The 15,371-nt window shown below is 64.8% G+C and carries 12 protein-coding genes; 10 read left to right on the top strand and 2 right to left on the bottom strand.

Going from position 1 to position 15,371, the window contains the following annotated elements:
• From AC0L2O_RS06930 to uxuA, 3 genes are all read left to right on the top strand, one after another.
• Positions 1–1,407: a TRAP transporter large permease gene (locus AC0L2O_RS06930; protein WP_473369176.1), complete on the top strand. Its 1,407-nt coding sequence runs from the start codon at positions 1–3 to the stop codon at positions 1,405–1,407.
• Positions 1,404–2,453 (top strand): L-idonate 5-dehydrogenase, encoded by a 1,050-nt coding sequence (locus AC0L2O_RS06925; RefSeq protein ID WP_473369175.1) that lies wholly within the window; start codon positions 1,404–1,406, stop codon positions 2,451–2,453. Before AC0L2O_RS06930 ends, AC0L2O_RS06925 begins: the two co-directional genes overlap by 4 nt.
• Positions 2,454–2,568: 115 nt before the next feature.
• Positions 2,569–3,756, top strand: coding sequence for a mannonate dehydratase (gene uxuA / locus AC0L2O_RS06920; RefSeq protein WP_473369174.1), 1,188 nt, complete (start codon positions 2,569–2,571; stop codon positions 3,754–3,756).
• Here the strand turns inward: uxuA and AC0L2O_RS06915 are convergent.
• Entirely contained in the window at positions 3,750–4,688 is a 939-nt protein-coding gene (locus AC0L2O_RS06915; RefSeq protein ID WP_473369173.1) for a LysR family transcriptional regulator, read from the bottom strand. The genes uxuA and AC0L2O_RS06915 overlap by 7 nt on opposite strands.
• 249 nt (positions 4,689–4,937) lie before the next feature.
• On the opposite strand from AC0L2O_RS06915, the gene AC0L2O_RS06910 reads away from it, so the two are divergent.
• The gene (locus AC0L2O_RS06910) at positions 4,938–5,654 is read left to right on the top strand and encodes an HAD family hydrolase (protein ID WP_369721555.1); all 717 of its coding nucleotides are present in this window, start codon (positions 4,938–4,940) and stop codon (positions 5,652–5,654) included.
• A 208-nt stretch (positions 5,655–5,862) separates the two neighbouring features.
• Here AC0L2O_RS06910 and AC0L2O_RS06905 read toward each other — a convergent pair whose 3' ends face one another.
• The gene (locus AC0L2O_RS06905) at positions 5,863–6,510 is read right to left on the bottom strand and encodes a TetR family transcriptional regulator (RefSeq protein WP_473369172.1); all 648 of its coding nucleotides are present in this window, start codon (positions 6,508–6,510) and stop codon (positions 5,863–5,865) included.
• A gap of 212 nt (positions 6,511–6,722) precedes the next feature.
• On the opposite strand from AC0L2O_RS06905, the gene AC0L2O_RS06900 reads away from it, so the two are divergent.
• From AC0L2O_RS06900 to AC0L2O_RS06875, 6 genes are all read left to right on the top strand, one after another.
• Positions 6,723–8,063 (top strand): MFS transporter, encoded by a 1,341-nt coding sequence (locus AC0L2O_RS06900; RefSeq protein ID WP_473369171.1) that lies wholly within the window; start codon positions 6,723–6,725, stop codon positions 8,061–8,063.
• Positions 8,064–8,084: 21 nt separating this feature from the next.
• Entirely contained in the window at positions 8,085–9,584 is a 1,500-nt protein-coding gene (locus AC0L2O_RS06895; RefSeq protein ID WP_473369170.1) for a carboxylesterase family protein, read from the top strand.
• Positions 9,581–11,242, top strand: coding sequence for a carboxylesterase/lipase family protein (locus AC0L2O_RS06890; protein ID WP_473369169.1), 1,662 nt, complete (start codon positions 9,581–9,583; stop codon positions 11,240–11,242). The genes AC0L2O_RS06895 and AC0L2O_RS06890 overlap by 4 nt, the downstream gene beginning before the upstream one ends.
• Positions 11,243–11,678: 436 nt before the next feature.
• Positions 11,679–13,343, top strand: coding sequence for a thiamine pyrophosphate-binding protein (locus AC0L2O_RS06885; RefSeq protein ID WP_473369168.1), 1,665 nt, complete (start codon positions 11,679–11,681; stop codon positions 13,341–13,343).
• Positions 13,343–14,608 (top strand): NAD(P)/FAD-dependent oxidoreductase, encoded by a 1,266-nt coding sequence (locus AC0L2O_RS06880; RefSeq protein ID WP_473369167.1) that lies wholly within the window; start codon positions 13,343–13,345, stop codon positions 14,606–14,608. The genes AC0L2O_RS06885 and AC0L2O_RS06880 overlap by 1 nt, the downstream gene beginning before the upstream one ends.
• Positions 14,609–14,617: 9 nt before the next feature.
• On the top strand, positions 14,618–15,361 hold the full coding sequence (locus AC0L2O_RS06875) for an aspartate/glutamate racemase family protein (RefSeq protein WP_473369166.1): 744 nt from the start codon (positions 14,618–14,620) through the stop codon (positions 15,359–15,361).
• Positions 15,362–15,371 lie beyond the last annotated feature (10 nt).

The raw sequence follows: 15,371 nt of genomic DNA, 5'->3' as shown, positions 1-15,371 counted from the left end.
ATGCTGTTGTTGCTTGGAGGCTTTCTCGTCCTGATGCTGCTCGGGGTTCCCGTGGCGATTGCCATGGCGTCCTCGTCGCTGCTCTACATCCTGGTCAGCGGCGTGACGCCCGACGTGACGCTGGCGCAGCGGATGATCGCCGGTGTCGAGAGCTTTCCGCTGCTCGCCGTGCCGTTCTTCATCCTCGCCGGCAATCTCATGAACATCGCCGGTGTGACGGGCCGTATCTACAAATTCGCGGTCGCGCTGGTTGGCTGGATGCGCGGTGGCCTCGGCCACGTCAACATCATCGGCTCGGTGATCTTCTCTGGCATGTCCGGTACCGCGATCGCGGATGCCGCCGGTCTGGGCACCATCGAGATCAAGGCGATGAGGGACCACGGCTACACCACCGAGTTCTCGGTTGGCGTCACTGCGGCTTCCGCGACCCTTGGCCCGATCGTCCCGCCGTCGCTGCCTTTCGTGATCTACGGCATGATGGCGAACGTCTCGATCGGCGCGCTGTTCCTCGGCGGCGTTGTTCCGGGCGTCGTTCTGACCCTGCTGATGATGGCCACCGTCACCTACTTCGCGCACAGGAACAAATGGGGCAGCGACACGCCGTTCTCGTGGCCACAGCTCGGCACTGCCGGCCTCGAGATCGTCGTCGTGCTCGCTTTCCCGCTCGCGATCTGGCTGATGACGCTGGCCGGCATGTCGACCAACATGGCGGTTGCCATCGGTCTCTGCGCGCTGCTCGCGATCGACTGGTACTTCGATTTTTCCGCGGTGATGGCGCTGATGGCGCCGGTGATCCTCATCGGCGGCATGACTCTCGGCTGGTTCACGCCGACGGAGGCCGCGGTCGCCGCCGTGATCTGGTCGCTGTTCCTGGGCCTTGTGCGCTATCGCACCATGACGCTGAAGACGGTGGCGAAAGCGACCTTCGACACCATTGAGACCACGGCCTCGGTGCTGTTCATCGTCACCGCCGCCTCGATCTTCGCCTGGCTGCTCACGGTATCGCAGGCGGCGCAGTTGCTTTCGGATTGGATGCTCAGCATCACCCATAACAAATGGGTGTTCCTGGCGCTCGCCAACATCCTGATCCTGTTCGTCGGCTGCTTCATCGACACCACGGCGGCGATCACGATCCTGGTGCCGATCCTGCTGCCGATCGTGCTCAATCTCGGAATTGATCCGATCCATTTCGGCCTGATCATGACGCTGAACCTGATGATCGGCCTGTTGCATCCGCCGCTTGGCATGGTGCTGTTCGTGCTCGCCCGGGTGGCAAAGCTCTCGGTCGAGCGCACGACGATCGCAATCCTGCCCTGGCTGGTGCCTCTGATGCTCGCGCTGCTCGCGATCACCTACATTCCCGAATTGACCCTCTGGCTGCCAAAACACATGGGACTTTCCAAATGACCTCCACAACTCTCGCCGCAACCCTGTTCGGCCCCGAAGATCTGCGCATGGTCGAGCATCCGCTGGACAAGCTGGCACCCGGCATGGTGCGCATCCGCTTCGGTGCCGGTGGCATCTGCGGCTCGGACATGCACTATTTTCGCCATGCCCGCACCGGCGATTTCGTGGTGAAATCGCCACTGGTGTTGGGGCACGAGATCTCGGGTGAGGTCGTGGAGATCGCAGGCTCCGCCGCCAATTTGAAGGTCGGTGACCGCGTTGCGGTGAATCCGTCGCGCTGGTGCGGCCATTGCGTGGCCTGCCGCGAGGGCCGGCAAAACCTGTGTGAAAATATCTATTTCATGGGCTCGGCTTCGAAGACGCCGCACATGCAGGGTGGCTTTGCCAATTATTTCGACGCGATCCCCGCGCAATGCGTGAAGATTCCGGAGCACGTCTCATACCAGGCCGCGGCGCTCGCTGAACCGCTCGCGGTCTGCCTGCACGCCGTCGCGCGGGCCGGCAAGATCGAAGGCAAGCGCGGTATCATCTTCGGCGCCGGGCCGATCGGGCTTCTGACCATGCTCGCCGCGCGCCGCGCCGGCATGACCGACATCACGGTGGCCGACATCGCGCCGGCGCCGCTCGCCTTCGCAACCCGACTGGGCGCCTCTCATGTCGAGAACGTTGCGAATGGCGAAGAAGGGCTGAAGGCGCAGGCCGCTACGCGTCCGTATGACGTCGCGTGGGAAGTCTCGGGCACCGCCGCGGGCCTCGCCAGCGCCATCGGTATTGTCAGGCGTGGCGGCATTGTCGTGCAGATCGGTAACCTGCCGGGCGGCCAGATTCCGGTGCCCGCCAATGCGGTCATGGCCAAGGAGATCGACCTGCGCGGCTCGTTCCGCTTCGGGCTCGAATTCATGACCGCAGTGGAGCTGATCTCAGCCGGGAGCGTCGACGTATTGTCGCTGGTGACCGCCGAGCGGCCGTTGTCGACAGCGCCCGATGCCCTGCGGCTGGCGCTCGACCGCTCCCAGAGCGTCAAGGTCGTCCTGACGGCGAACTGATCCTCGAGTCCGTTCCGATGAATCGGAACGGGACTCGCGATTTTTGTTTTGACCCGTTTTCTTTACGCGAACCGGTATCCACTTCGCTCGAGAACGCTCCAGGAGAACGCGCATTATGCTAGAGGGATGGCGCTGGTATGGGCCGGATGATCCGGTGTCCTTGGATGACGTCAGGCAGGCCGGCGCAACGGATATCGTCTCGGCGCTGCATCAGGTGCCGATCGGCGAAGCCTGGACACGCAAGGCCGTTGAAGAACGCAAGAACTTCATCGAGAACGGTCCCCCCGGCCGCTCGCGGCTGACCTGGTCGGTGGTGGAATCGATTCCGATCCCCGACGACGTCAAGCGATTGGGGCGTAAAGCGACGCAGTCGATCGACGCCTGGATCGCAAGCTTGGAGGCGGTGGCCGCTTCCGGCATCAAGATCATCTGCTACAATTTCATGCCGGTGGTCGACTGGTGCCGCACCGATCTCGAATGGGAATTGCCGAACGGCGCTCGCGCCATGCGCTTCGACCAGGACCGCTTCGCCGCCTTCGAATTGCACATCCTGAAGCGCCCGGCCGCAATGCAGGAATATTCGACCGAACAGCAGGCGCGTGCCAAAAAGCTGTTCGATCAGATGAGCGAGGCCGATATCGACTACCTCGTCATGGCCATCGCCAGCGCGCTGCCGGGATCGACCACCGAACCGATGACCATTCCTCAATTCCGGAACCGGCTGGAGCAGTATCGCGACATCACGCCAACGATCCTGCGGAAGCATCTCGCCGAATTCCTCGGCCGTGTCGCGCCGGTCGCCGAGCAGCTTGGCGTGTTCTTGACGCTGCATCCGGACGATCCGCCGCGGTCGCTGTTTGGCCTGCCGCGTGTCGCCTCCAGCGCCGACGACTATCAGGCGCTGTTCGACGCCGTGCCGTCAAAAGCCAACGGCATCTGCCTGTGCACAGGCTCGCTCGGAGTCCGCGCCAGCAACAATCTGCCTGAGATGGCCGAACGCTTCGGCCCGCGCATCGCGTTTGCGCATCTGCGCGCCACCAAGCGCGAGGTGGATGGCCTGTCCTTCTACGAGTCCGATCATCTCGATGGCGACGTCGACATGATCGCCGTGCTGGGGGCGCTGCTGAAAGAGAACGCGCGGCGCGCGCCCGACCGGCAGATCGTCTTCCGGCCCGATCACGGCCACCGCATGCTCGACGATCTTGCCGCGACCAAGCGCATCAATCCCGGCTACACCGCGATCGGCCGCCTGCGCGGTCTCGCCGAGCTGCGCGGCGCCATCCGCGCGATCGGGCATCAATAGCACGCGGCCATCGCGCCGAGTTTCGGATAGAGCCGGTCGATCGCCGCGATCTCGCTTCGCATCTGCGCGAGGATCCAGTCGCGGATCTCGGCGGCGATCGGCCGCATCGGCCGGTTGCGCGGCGGCAGGAATTCGCAGATGCGCTGCGTGGTTGTGAGCGTCTCGGACGCCGGCACCAGCGCGCCGGTCAGCAGCCAGTGCGATGCCACCGTCAGCCAGCCGAGCGCGATGCCCTGGCCGAGTAGGGCGGCCTGCATAACGACGGCGTAATCTGTGAAGCTCAGCGCCTTGGCCGCACCGCGGCGCCCCGTGAGAAGCGATCCGTAGTCCGCGGCCCAATCGCCAGGCGCCTCGGCGAGACGAATGATAGTGTTGCCCTCGGCTGAATCGGTCTCGCCGAGATAGGCAGGGCTGCACATTGGCAGCATGACTTCCTTCATGACCAGCGTGCCGCCGGACGACGGCTCTTCGCGGTCGCGGAAGCGCATGCCGAGATCGACATTCTCGACCGGTCCGCGCAGCGCGCCGGAGATCAGTTGGAAACGCAAATCGACTTGCGGAAACTGCCGCTGCAGCTTGTCGATACGCGGCATCAGCCAATGCGTGGTGAAGGCGGAGGAGACCGATAGTGTCACCGTCTCGGTGCCCTTTCGGCGCCGCTCGATCTCGAGGAGCCCGCTCTCGATGCTGCGGAAGCCGTCGAGCACGCGGCGATACAGGAACTCGCCGTCCTCGGTCAGCACCGCGCGGCCTGCGGCGCGGTCGAACAGGCGCACGCCGAGATGCTCCTCGAGCTGTCCGAGCATCCGACTCACCGCGGGCTGCGTGACGTTCAATTCGGCCGCCGCTGCCGTGAAGCTGCCGTTGCGCGCCGCCGCGTCGAAGACGAACAGGGCATTGCTGGAGGGCAGCATTCGGCGAAGCTCGGGCATAACGCCATGTTATGAGCCGGGTGAGAATTTGGCAATTGCCGAGTTTTGCCAAGTCTGGTGTCATCCGCTCGAAAGCTTAAACACAGGGTCTTTGGCAGAAGGCTGGCTGCAGTGCACGCGGCGAAGTGTGAGTGCGCCAAAACGCTGTCTATTAAGCAAGCTTATGGCGTGCAGTGAGGCATGCCAGCTCAAGGGATCCAAGGGCGGGCGACTAACGTGCAGCCTTTCCAACCGAGAGAAGAAACCAAAATGTCCTCCCCAGCCTCGTTCAGCAATTTCAAGGTTCTCACCTTTGACGTCGTCGGCACCTTGATCGATTTCGAGAGCGGTGTGCTCGCCGCGGTGCGGAAGATTTCCGGGCGGTCACCGGCCGAGCTCGGCGACGACAAGATTTTCGAAGCCTACAAGCGCGGCCGCGACAAGCACCATGAGCGTTCGAGCGAGGTGATGTTCCACGTCTACCGTCATCTCGCCAAGGAGCTCGGGCTGCCTGCGGACGACGCGTCATGCGACGTGTTCCAGCTTTCGGTGTTGCGCTGGGGTCCCTTCCCGGATTCGATCGAGGCCCTGAAGCGCCTGCGCTCGAAATTCCGTCTGGTCGCGATGACCAATGCCGATCGTGTCGCGTTGTCCTGCTATGCGCACGCGCTCGGCGATCCCTTTGACGACACGGTGTGCGCCGACGAGACCGGCGTTGCAAAACCAAACCCGGAGTTCTTCGCCTACAACAAGGGCCGCCAGTCGGCGTTCGGCTACAAGCAGTCCGACATCCTGCATGTCGCGCAGAGCCAGCACCACGACATCGGGATCGCGCGCAAGCTCGGCTACAAGGTGTGCTGGATCGAACGGCGCCAGGGCATGGCCGGCTTCGGCGGTACGCCGGCCGTCGAGACGCTGACCAAGCCGGACTTCCATTTCGCGACCTTGAAGGCACTCGCTGATGCCGCAATCGGGCCGGCGGCGTAGCGCAAGCTCGCAATGACGATGTTGAGGTAGTTGCGCGCAAATGTCTCCCCGCTGTCGTCCCGGCGAAGGCCGGGACCCATAACCACAGGGAGGAATTTGGCGAAGAATCATCGTTCGGTACTAGGATCGATTTCCGCGGGATACACCTCGCGGTATGGGTCCTGGCTTTCGCCAGGACGACAGCGAGTGTTTGGTGCGCACCGCTTCCTCACACCTTCGTCAGCCACGCCAAGATCATCTCCACGATCTGCGTCCTGCTTCTCGCCAGCACCCTGGGCTCGCTGAGATCGCGGTCGAACAGGGCGCCGAAGGTGTGGCGGTTGGCGACACGGAAGAAGCAGTAGGAGGAGATGGCCAGATGCAGATCGATGGCGTCGACGTCGTCGCGGAAGGCGCCTTCGCTGCGGCCGCGTTTGAGGATGCCGTCGAGCGTCGCGATGACGCTGGCGTTGAGCTGGCGCAGCTGCAAATTCTGCTTCAGGTGCTTGCCGTGGTGGATATTCTCGATGCTGACGAGGCGGATGAAGTTGGGATTGCGCTCGTCATGGTCGAAGGTCGCCTCGATCAGCCGGCGCAGGCCCTCGCGCGCGTCGCAGCTGGCGATGTCGAGCTGCTCCTCGAGCGCGCGGATGCTGCGATAGGCCTCCTCCAGCACCGCAAGATAGAGCTGCTCCTTGCCGCCGAAATAATAATAGATCATCCGCTTCGAAGTGCGCGTCCGTGCCGCGATCGCGTCGACGCGGGCGCCGGAATAGCCTTCCGAGGCGAATTCGGCCATCGCCACTTCGAGGATGTCGCGCCGGGTGCGCTCGGGGTCGTTGGTGCGCTTCGATCGGGGCGGCATGCGCTTGAGCATCACAATTTCTCCCGCCGGTTTCTATGGATCACCCTGAAGGTGAAGGCAAATTTCGTTCAATCCGACGTCCTCCAAGCGCGGCTTGCATAAACGTACTAGTTCGTACATTATGGATGGAAACCAAGGTTGCGGCAACCAAAAGCAAAAAACTCGCGCACGGCCGGACGACCAGCAGCGAGCCGCCGCCGACATTGCACACGGGGAGGAATGTCATGAGCTCGACCTCAATCGCATCGCTGCACGCGCCGTCCACTGCGGAAGCTACACCTGGCATGCTGCCGAAGCGCGCGGCGCTCGTCAGCTTCGTCGGCAGCATGCTTGAATACTACGACTTCTTCATCTACGGCACCGCGGCCGCGCTGATCTTTCCAAAAGTGTTCTTTGCCAATGTCGATCCGTCGACCGGGACGCTGCTCGCGCTGCTCTCCTTCGGCATCGGCTACATCGCGCGTCCCGTCGGCGCCGTCATCCTCGGCCATTTCGGCGACCGCATCGGCCGCAAGACAGTGCTCCTGTTCACGCTGGTGGTGATGGGTTGCTCCACGCTTGCGATCGGGCTGCTGCCGGATGCCAAGACGATCGGCAACGCCGCGCCTGTCGTCCTGACCCTGCTGCGCCTGTTGCAGGGCCTCTCGGCCGCCGGCGAGCAGAGCGGGGCGAACTCGCTGACGCTGGAGCATTCCGCCAACTCCAACCGCGCCTTCTTCACGAGCTGGACCTTGAGCGGCACGCAGGCCGGCGCGATCCTGGCGACGCTGGTGTTCATTCCCATCGCCAGCATGCCGGAAGATCAATTGCTGAGCTGGGGCTGGCGCATTCCGTTCCTGCTCTCTGCTCTGGTGCTGCTGGTCGCCTATCTGGTGCGGCGGACGATGCCGGAAACGCCGGTGTTCGAAGACATCAAGGACAAGGCGCAAGTCGCGCGCTTCCCCGTCGTGATGCTGCTGCGCAACTACTGGCCGGATGTGCTGCGCGTGATCACCTGCGCGCTGATCGCAACCGTCAGCACCATGACCGCCGTGTTTGCGCTCGGTTACGCCACCAGCAAGTTTGGGGTCGCGCGTCCGACCATGCTGTGGGCCGGCGTGCTCGGTAACGTCACGGCGCTGATCACCCAGCCCTTGTGGGCGCTGCTCGCCGACAAGATCGGCCGCAAGCCGGTGTTCATCGGCGGCGTGCTCGGCTGCGCCGTGCTGCTGTTCCCGTACTTCATGCTGATCACCTCGGGCAACACCATCGCGATCTTTGCCGCGGCGATGATCCTGTCCGGCGTCGTCTATGCCGCGCCGAACGCGATCTGGCCGTCGTTCTATGCCGAGATGTTCGAGGCGCGGGTGCGCTATTCCGGCACCGCGATCGGCACCCAGCTTGGCTTCCTCGCCGCCGGCTTCACGCCGCTGGTGAGCGCGAGCCTGGTCCGCGAGGGCCCCAATGGCTGGATCCCGGTTGCGATCTTCGTGGCCTGCTGCTGCGTCATCTCGGCCGCGGCCGCGGCAACCGCGCGCGAAACTCACAAGGTCGACATCGGCGATCTCGGCAAGCGGCGCGCTTGAGCGAAACACAGGACCGTTCGCATGCTGACCAACGCAGTTCCGACCACAAACGGGCCGATTCTCGGCGTCGAGCAGGGGGCGGTCCGCGCCTTCAAGGGCATTCCGTTCGCGACCGCCCGGCGGTTTGCCAAAGCAACACCGCCGCCCGCATGGACGGAGCCGCGCCACTGCACGGACTACGGCGCTTTTGCGCCGCAGCCAGGGCATCTCGATCATGCGCTCGAGGAGTCCTGCCTTAGCCTGAACATCTGGACGCCGGCGGGGGTCGATTGCCCGCTGCCGGTGCTGTTCTTCATCCATGGCGGCGCTTTCGTCACTGGCGGCGGCGCCGATTATGACGGCGGCTTCCTCGCCACGCATGGCCCAGCCGTGATCGTCACCATCAACTACCGGCTCGGCCCGCTCGGCTTCCTGCAACTGCATCGCCACGGGCTGGACCAGGCCAACAACCTCGCCATCTCGGATGCGCTCGCTGCGCTCGACTGGGTGCACGCCAACATCGCGAATTTCGGCGGCGATCCGGGCGCGGTGACGCTGTCGGGCCAATCAGCCGGCGCCTCCATGCTGATTGCGCTGGCAACCCTGAAGCAGGCCCGCGGCAAGTTCATCCGCGCCCTCGCGCTGAGTGCGCCCGGACGAAACATCATGAGCGCCGATCATGCCGATGACGTCGCGCGCCGTGTGCTGGCCGAGCTCGGGCTTGAGCACGACAGCGCCGCGATCGCGTCCATGCCGTTGCCGCAGCTGTTCGCGGCGGTCGAGAAAGTCGGCCGCAGGCTCGCCGACGAGACCGCCTCAGGCAGCGTGTTCGGCCCGGTGCTCGATGGCGCCGTGATCCCGCGCGAGCCACGCGATGTCATTGCCGATGGCAGCTTGCGCGACATTCCGCTCTGGCTCGGCTCCTGCCGCGACGAGATGGTGATGTTCTTGAAGAGCACTCCGCCGGCCGCGATGATCCGCACCACCGAGCGCAACGTGCGCGCCGCATTCGGCGATGCCGGCTGGGAACGGCTGCTGGATTGTTATCGCGCGACGGCGCGGCCCGACGAGGACCCGTACGAAGCGCTGCTGTCGGATGCGTTCTGGCACCGCCCGATGGCCGATCTCGCGCGGCATCATGCAGCCGCCGGCGGCGCAGTGTGGCTGAGCCGGTTCGATCATCGCCCCGCGCTGCAGCCGTTTCAGTCGCAGGGACCAACTCACGGCGCCGACAATGCCTGCCTCTGGGCGCATCTGCTCGCGTTCATCGATCGTCCGATCCTGAAACGCAAGGGCGGGCCGATGACGCCGGCCGACATCGACGTCGCGGCACGGTTCCAATCAACGCTGTTGCGTTTCGTGACGACCGGCAGACCGGATGCTGCGGAAGTCTGGCCGCGGTTCGAAACGGGCGAGGAGCCGCTCGCAATTTTCGGTCAGCCGTTTCATGTTATTCCTCTGAATCAGGGGCCGCGCTTCCGCCTGTGGGCGGAACTCAGCCTGAGCAGCAACGACAAGAACAAGATGAGGGAGGCCGGATGAGCATCCTGAACACCAACGGCGCACGCGGTTCGATCGTCTCGCTCCTTGTTGTAGTCGCGCTGCTGACGCATTCGCCCGCCGCGGCGCAGATCGTCGCGACGCCCGTTCCCGGAGATCCCGTCAGCATCGATTCCGGCGCCGTTTCCGGCAAGGTTTTATCGTCGGGCGTGAAAGCCTATTTCGGCCTTCCCTTTGCCGCGCCGCCGGTTGGTGATCTGCGCTGGCGCGCGCCGCAAAATGTCGAGCCGTGGAAAGGCGTCTATCACGCCGACCGGCTGGCGCCGGAATGCATCCAGGTGTTGCGCCGGCACAACCTCAATCATTATTTCGGCGAGGAGGCGATCAGCGAGGACTGCCTGTATCTGAACATCTGGGCGAGCGCCGACGCCAAGGCGGGAGCGAAGCTGCCGGTCGTGGTCTGGATTTATGGCGGCGGCTTCACGCTCGGCTCCAGCGGCATGGCGATGTATGACGGCGAGAATGTTGCGAAGAAGGGCACGATCTTCGTCAGCTTCAACTATCGCGTCGGCATCCTGGGCAATCTCGCCCATCCCGAGCTGAGCGCGGAATCCCCGAACCACGCTTCCGGCAATTACGGCCTGATGGACCAGGTCGCGGCCCTGCAATGGGTCAAACGCAACGTCGCGCAATTCGGCGGCGATCCCGACAACGTCACCATCACCGGGCAATCGGCCGGCGCCATGTCGGTGTCGGCGCTCGAGGCGAGCCCGCTGGCGAAGGGCCTTTTCAATCGCGGCTTTGCGATGAGTCTCAGCCTGTTCGACAACCGCTTCAAGTTCCCGGCGTTGCCGGCGGCCGAGAAGATCGGGCTCGACGTGCAGTCGGCGCTCGGCGCGGCCTCGCTCGCCGAGATGCGGCTGATCCAGGCCGACAAGATTCTGGCGATCCAGAAGGACTGCCAGCTCGGCTGCGCCGGGACCATCGCGGTCACGCCCGATATCGACGGTTACGTGCTGCCGGATACCGTGCCGAACATCTTTGCTGCCGGGAAGCAGAACGACGTCGCCACCGTGGCTGGCTTTACCAGTGACGAAAGCTCGAATGATTTGCGCACGGCAGGGACGCGCGACGCCTATGTCGCGGCTGCGCGAAAACTCTATGGCGAGCAGGCCGATCGCTTCCTCTCGCTCTATCCCGCCAGGACCGACGGCGAGGCCAAAGCCATGGGCGTGCTCGCCGCGCGCGAAGGGCTGGTCGAGATCGGCACGCGCAACTGGGCCGTCGCGCAAGCCAAGACCGGCAAGGCGCCGTTCTACATGTACATGTTCTCGCGCGTGCATCCGTTCGCGCCCGGTGTCGCGTTCTTCGACAGTCCGCAGAAGATTGGCGCTTATCACACATCCGATGTGCCCTACTGGTTCGGCACCCAGGACGCCTTCAACAAGTTCCGCACAACGCGGGTCTGGACCGAGTTCGACCGCGCGCTGTCCGACCGCATGATGGATGCGCTGGTCGCGTTCGCGCGCACCGGTAATCCCGCCACGCCGGCGACGCCATGGCCGCAATGGAAACAGGACGCGCAAAACTATGTCGAGTTCGGTGACCAATCCGGCGTGCGCGAAGAGAACCGCGCGCGGCTGGACTTCCACACGCCGGCCAACGCCACGCCCTCGACGCCGCGCGTGTCGCGGGACTAGGGCGCGGGATCTCGAGTTTCACGGGTAAGGCAGACTTGCGCAAGCAAGTCGGGATGTGGCCGCTTGACCCAACGCGGACAAACTCCTGAGAGACCACACCTAGCCGCAAGCGGGGGAGGGAGAGCACCTCCGCTGTGGCAAGCAGTCAAATCTGATTTCGCCATGCTCTCGCGCGCGGGCCGCCCGTCTCACCGCGACGCTTTGCCGTCGGCCAGAACTGAATCTCCACCCACTTGCTCCTGAAGAGATTCAGCCCGGCGTCTGGACTATTCTTGTATTCAGGATAAAATGCAGGACAGTATTTTCTTCAGCTGAAAGATGAAAGAAAGTGGTGCGCGCCCTTTTCGTCGACGCAATGATGGCGCTTGCCGCCTTCACTGAAAAGCTGTTCGCCTGTCCTACGCCACCTCGAACAAAACTTGTGTGAGGAATTGTCATGACTAGTCGCAACACCCGCACCGGGGGCCAGATCCTGATCGACCAGCTGGTCGCGCAAGGTGTCGAGCGCGTCACCTGCGTGCCCGGCGAGAGCTATCTCGCAGCACTCGATGCGCTGCATGACAGCCCGATCGACGTCATGATCTGCCGCGCCGAAGGTGGTGCCGCGATGATGGCGGAGGCCTATGGCAAGCTCACGGGGCGGCCCGGAATCTGCTTCGTCACCCGTGGCCCCGGCGCGACCAATGCCAGCCACGGCGTCCACATCGCGATGCAGGATTCGACGCCGATGATCCTGTTCGTCGGCCAGGTCGATACCGGCATGCGCGAGCGCGAGGCATTCCAGGAGCTCGACTATAAGGCGGTGTTCGGCCCCATGGCGAAATGGGCGGTCGAGATCGATCGCCCCGATCGCATTCCCGAGCTGGTCGCGCGCGCGTTCCGCGTCGCGATGCAGGGCCGTCCCGGTCCCGTGGTGATCGCGCTGCCCGAGAACATGCTGACCGAGACCGCAGCCGTGGCCGACGCCATGCGCATCGAGCCGGCGGTGAGCTGGCCCGCGCCTGCCGACATCGAGCGTGTTGGCGCCATGCTTGCGAGCGCGAAGGCGCCGCTGGTGATTCTCGGCGGCTCGCGCTGGACCGATGAGGCGACGAAGAGCATCGCCCGGTTCGCCGAGCGGTTCGACCTGCCGGTCGCGACCTCGTTCCGTCGGGCGTCGCTGATCGATGCCGATCACTCGCACTATGCCGGCGATCTCGGCATCGGGCCGAGCCCTGGGCTGAAGGCGCGCGTCGACGGCGCCGACCTCATTGTTCTGATCGGCGGCCGCATGTCGGAGATGCCGTCGTCGTCCTACACGCTGCTCGATATTCCGACGCCGCGGCAGAAGTTGATTCACGTGCATCCGGGCTCGGAAGAGCTCGGCCGCATCTACCAGCCGGAGCTTGCGATCCAGGCAACGCCGGCTGCGTTCGTCGCCGCCGTGGAGACGCTGAAGCCCGCCGGCGCGATCGCGTGGAAGGGCGAGGCGGCCAGGGCGCATGCTGACTACCTGGCCTGGACCGAGAAAGCGCGCGAGTTGCCGGGCGCATTCCAGTACGGGCAGATCATGACCTGGCTGCGCGACCGCCTGCCGAAGGATGCGATCGTCTGCAACGGCGCTGGCAATTATGCCGGCTGGATCCATCGGCATCACCGCTTTCACAGCTTTGCGGCGCAGCTCGCGCCGACCTCGGGCTCGATGGGCTATGGCGTGCCGGCGGCGGTGCTGGCGAAACGGCAATATCCGGATCGCACCGTTGTCGCGTTTGCCGGTGACGGCTGCTTCCTGATGAACGGCCAGGAATTCGCGACCGCCGTTCAGTACGACGCGCCGCTGGTCGTCATCATCGTCGACAATTCGCAATACGGCACCATCCGCATGCACCAGGAGCGCGACTATCCCGGCCGCGTCGTCGGCACCCAGCTCAAGAACCCGGATTTCGCGATGTACGCAAAAGCATTCGGCGGCCATGGCGAGCGCGTCGAGCGCACCGAACAATTCGCGCCGGCGTTCGAGCGTGCGCTGGCCTCGGGCAAGCCGTCGATCCTGCATTGCATCATCGATCCGCGCGCGATCTCGGTCAGCAAGGACTTTGCGCCCGCGGTGAAAGCAGGCTGATGCCGACCGGCCGCCACGTCGCCATCATCGGAGCCGGCGCCGTCGGCGTGATCAGCGCGATCGAGGCGCTGCGCGAGGGCCATCGCGTCACGCTGATCGACGCGGGCGAGCCCGGCGGCGAGCAGGCGGCGAGCTACGGCAATGCCGGCTGGCTGTCGTCGCATTCGGTGATCCCGCCGGCCGAACCCGGCATCTGGAAGAAGGTGCCGGGTTATCTGATGGACCCGCTCGGCCCGCTCGCGATCCGCTGGTCCTATCTGCCGACGGCGTTGCCCTGGCTGATCAAGTACCTGCTCTCGGGCTGGACCGAGGCGCGGGTCGAGAAGACTGCGTTCGCGCTGCGCGGTCTCCTGAAGGACGCGCCTCTGCTGCACAGGACACTCGCGCAAGAAGCGGGCGTGCCCGAGCTGATCGAGCGCAACGGCGTGATGCACGTGTTCCCCTCGCGCGGCAATTTCGACCATGATCTCGGCTGGCGGTTGCGCAGGAAGGTCGGCGTCGAATGGCTCGAGCTCAATGCCGACGAAATCCGTCAGCGCGAGCCCGAGCTGCACCCGCGCTACACCTTTGCCGTGGTAGTGGAGGAGGCAGGCCGCTGCCGCGATCCCGGCGCTTATGTTGCCGCGCTCGCCCAGCATGCGCTGGCGAGCGGTGCGCAGCTCATCCGCGCCAAGGCAACAGGGTTCAGGCTCGATGGCGACCAGCTCGTCGCCGTCGTCACCGAGAGCGGCGAGATTCGTTGCGATGCCGCCGTGGTCGCGGCCGGCGCCCATTCGAACCGGCTCACCGCATCGCTCGGCGATCCGCTGCCGCTGGAAACCGAGCGCGGCTATCACGTCATGATCGAGCATCCGGAGTCCGGTCCGCGCAGCTCGATGATGGCGTCGGATGCGAAGATGGTGGTGAACTGGACCGACAAGGGGCTGCGCGCCGCCGGCACCGTCGAGATCGCCGGCCTCGAAGCCGCACCGAACTGGAAGCGCGCAGAGATTTTGCGCGACAATCTCCTGGGCATGTTCCCGAAGCTGCCGAAGGACATCCCGGCTTCCCGCATGAAAACCTGGTTCGGTCATCGCCCGAGCATGCCCGACGGCCGGCCCTGCATCGGCTACGCGCGCGCCTCGCGCGACATCGTCTATGCCTTCGGCCATGGCCATGTCGGCCTGGTCGGCTCGGCCCGCACCGGCCGTCTGGTCGCGCAACTCCTGAGCGGCAAGCAGCCGGAAATTTCGCTCGCGCCGTTCGCACCGACCCGCTTCCTCTGAGATCGCACCATGACCACTCCAGCCAACGCACCCTCCCGCATCGCCCGTGGCGGCAAGGCCATCTACGGCGCGCCGCTCGGCATCTTGATGCTGGAGGCGCGCTTCCCCCGCATTCCCGGCGACATGGGCAACGGCACCACCTGGCCGTTCCCCGTGCTTTATCGCGTCGTGAGCGGCGCTTCGCCGGAGAAGGTGGTGCTGAAGGGCGCGGCCGGTCTGCTGCCTGATTTCATCGATGCGGCGAAGGATCTGGTGCGCCTGGGTGCCGAGGCCATTACCACCAATTGCGGCTTCCTCTCGCTGTTCCAGAAGGAGATCGCGGCTGTGGTCGGCGTGCCGGTTGCGACCTCGTCGCTAATGCAGGTGCCGTGGGTGCAGGCGACCTTGCCGCCGGGCAAGCGCGTCGGTCTGGTCACGGTGTCGGGCGCGACCCTGACCCCGGCCCATCTCGAAGGCGCCGGCGTGCCGCTCGACACGCCGCTGGCCGGCACCGAGAACGGCAAGGAATTCTTCCGCGTCCTGATCAAGGCCGAGAAGGACGACATGGACATCGCGCAGGCCGAGCGCGACGTCGTCGAAGCCGGCAAGCAACTCGTCGGCAAAAATCCGGACGTCGGCGCGATCGTGCTGGAATGCACCAACATGCCGCCTTATGCCGCCGCCTTGCAGGCCGAGGTCGGGCTGCCGGTTTATGATATCTATTCGATGATCACGTGGTTTCATGCCGGACTGCGGCCGCGCCGGTTCGGCTAGGGGTCGAGAA

This window comes from Bradyrhizobium sp. Kon10, assembly GCF_055807395.1.
This window is presented reverse-complemented; position numbering and strand designations above follow the sequence as displayed.

What these genes read in the sequence shown, in the direction of transcription:
- AC0L2O_RS06885 (WP_473369168.1), top strand. Translation starts at nt 11,679, where the DNA reads ATGACTAGTCGCAACACCCGCACCGGGGGCCAGATCCTGATCGACCAG.
- AC0L2O_RS06910 (WP_369721555.1), top strand. Translation starts at nt 4,938, where the DNA reads ATGTCCTCCCCAGCCTCGTTCAGCAATTTCAAGGTTCTCACCTTTGAC.
- AC0L2O_RS06890 (WP_473369169.1), top strand. Translation starts at nt 9,581, where the DNA reads ATGAGCATCCTGAACACCAACGGCGCACGCGGTTCGATCGTCTCGCTC.
- uxuA (WP_473369174.1), top strand. Translation starts at nt 2,569, where the DNA reads ATGCTAGAGGGATGGCGCTGGTATGGGCCGGATGATCCGGTGTCCTTG.
- AC0L2O_RS06895 (WP_473369170.1), top strand. Translation starts at nt 8,085, where the DNA reads ATGCTGACCAACGCAGTTCCGACCACAAACGGGCCGATTCTCGGCGTC.
- AC0L2O_RS06875 (WP_473369166.1), top strand. Translation starts at nt 14,618, where the DNA reads ATGACCACTCCAGCCAACGCACCCTCCCGCATCGCCCGTGGCGGCAAG.
- AC0L2O_RS06905 (WP_473369172.1), bottom strand. Translation starts at nt 6,510, where the DNA reads ATGCTCAAGCGCATGCCGCCCCGATCGAAGCGCACCAACGACCCCGAG.
- AC0L2O_RS06925 (WP_473369175.1), top strand. Translation starts at nt 1,404, where the DNA reads ATGACCTCCACAACTCTCGCCGCAACCCTGTTCGGCCCCGAAGATCTG.
- AC0L2O_RS06900 (WP_473369171.1), top strand. Translation starts at nt 6,723, where the DNA reads ATGAGCTCGACCTCAATCGCATCGCTGCACGCGCCGTCCACTGCGGAA.
- AC0L2O_RS06930 (WP_473369176.1), top strand. Translation starts at nt 1, where the DNA reads ATGCTGTTGTTGCTTGGAGGCTTTCTCGTCCTGATGCTGCTCGGGGTT.
- AC0L2O_RS06880 (WP_473369167.1), top strand. Translation starts at nt 13,343, where the DNA reads ATGCCGACCGGCCGCCACGTCGCCATCATCGGAGCCGGCGCCGTCGGC.
- AC0L2O_RS06915 (WP_473369173.1), bottom strand. Translation starts at nt 4,688, where the DNA reads ATGCCCGAGCTTCGCCGAATGCTGCCCTCCAGCAATGCCCTGTTCGTC.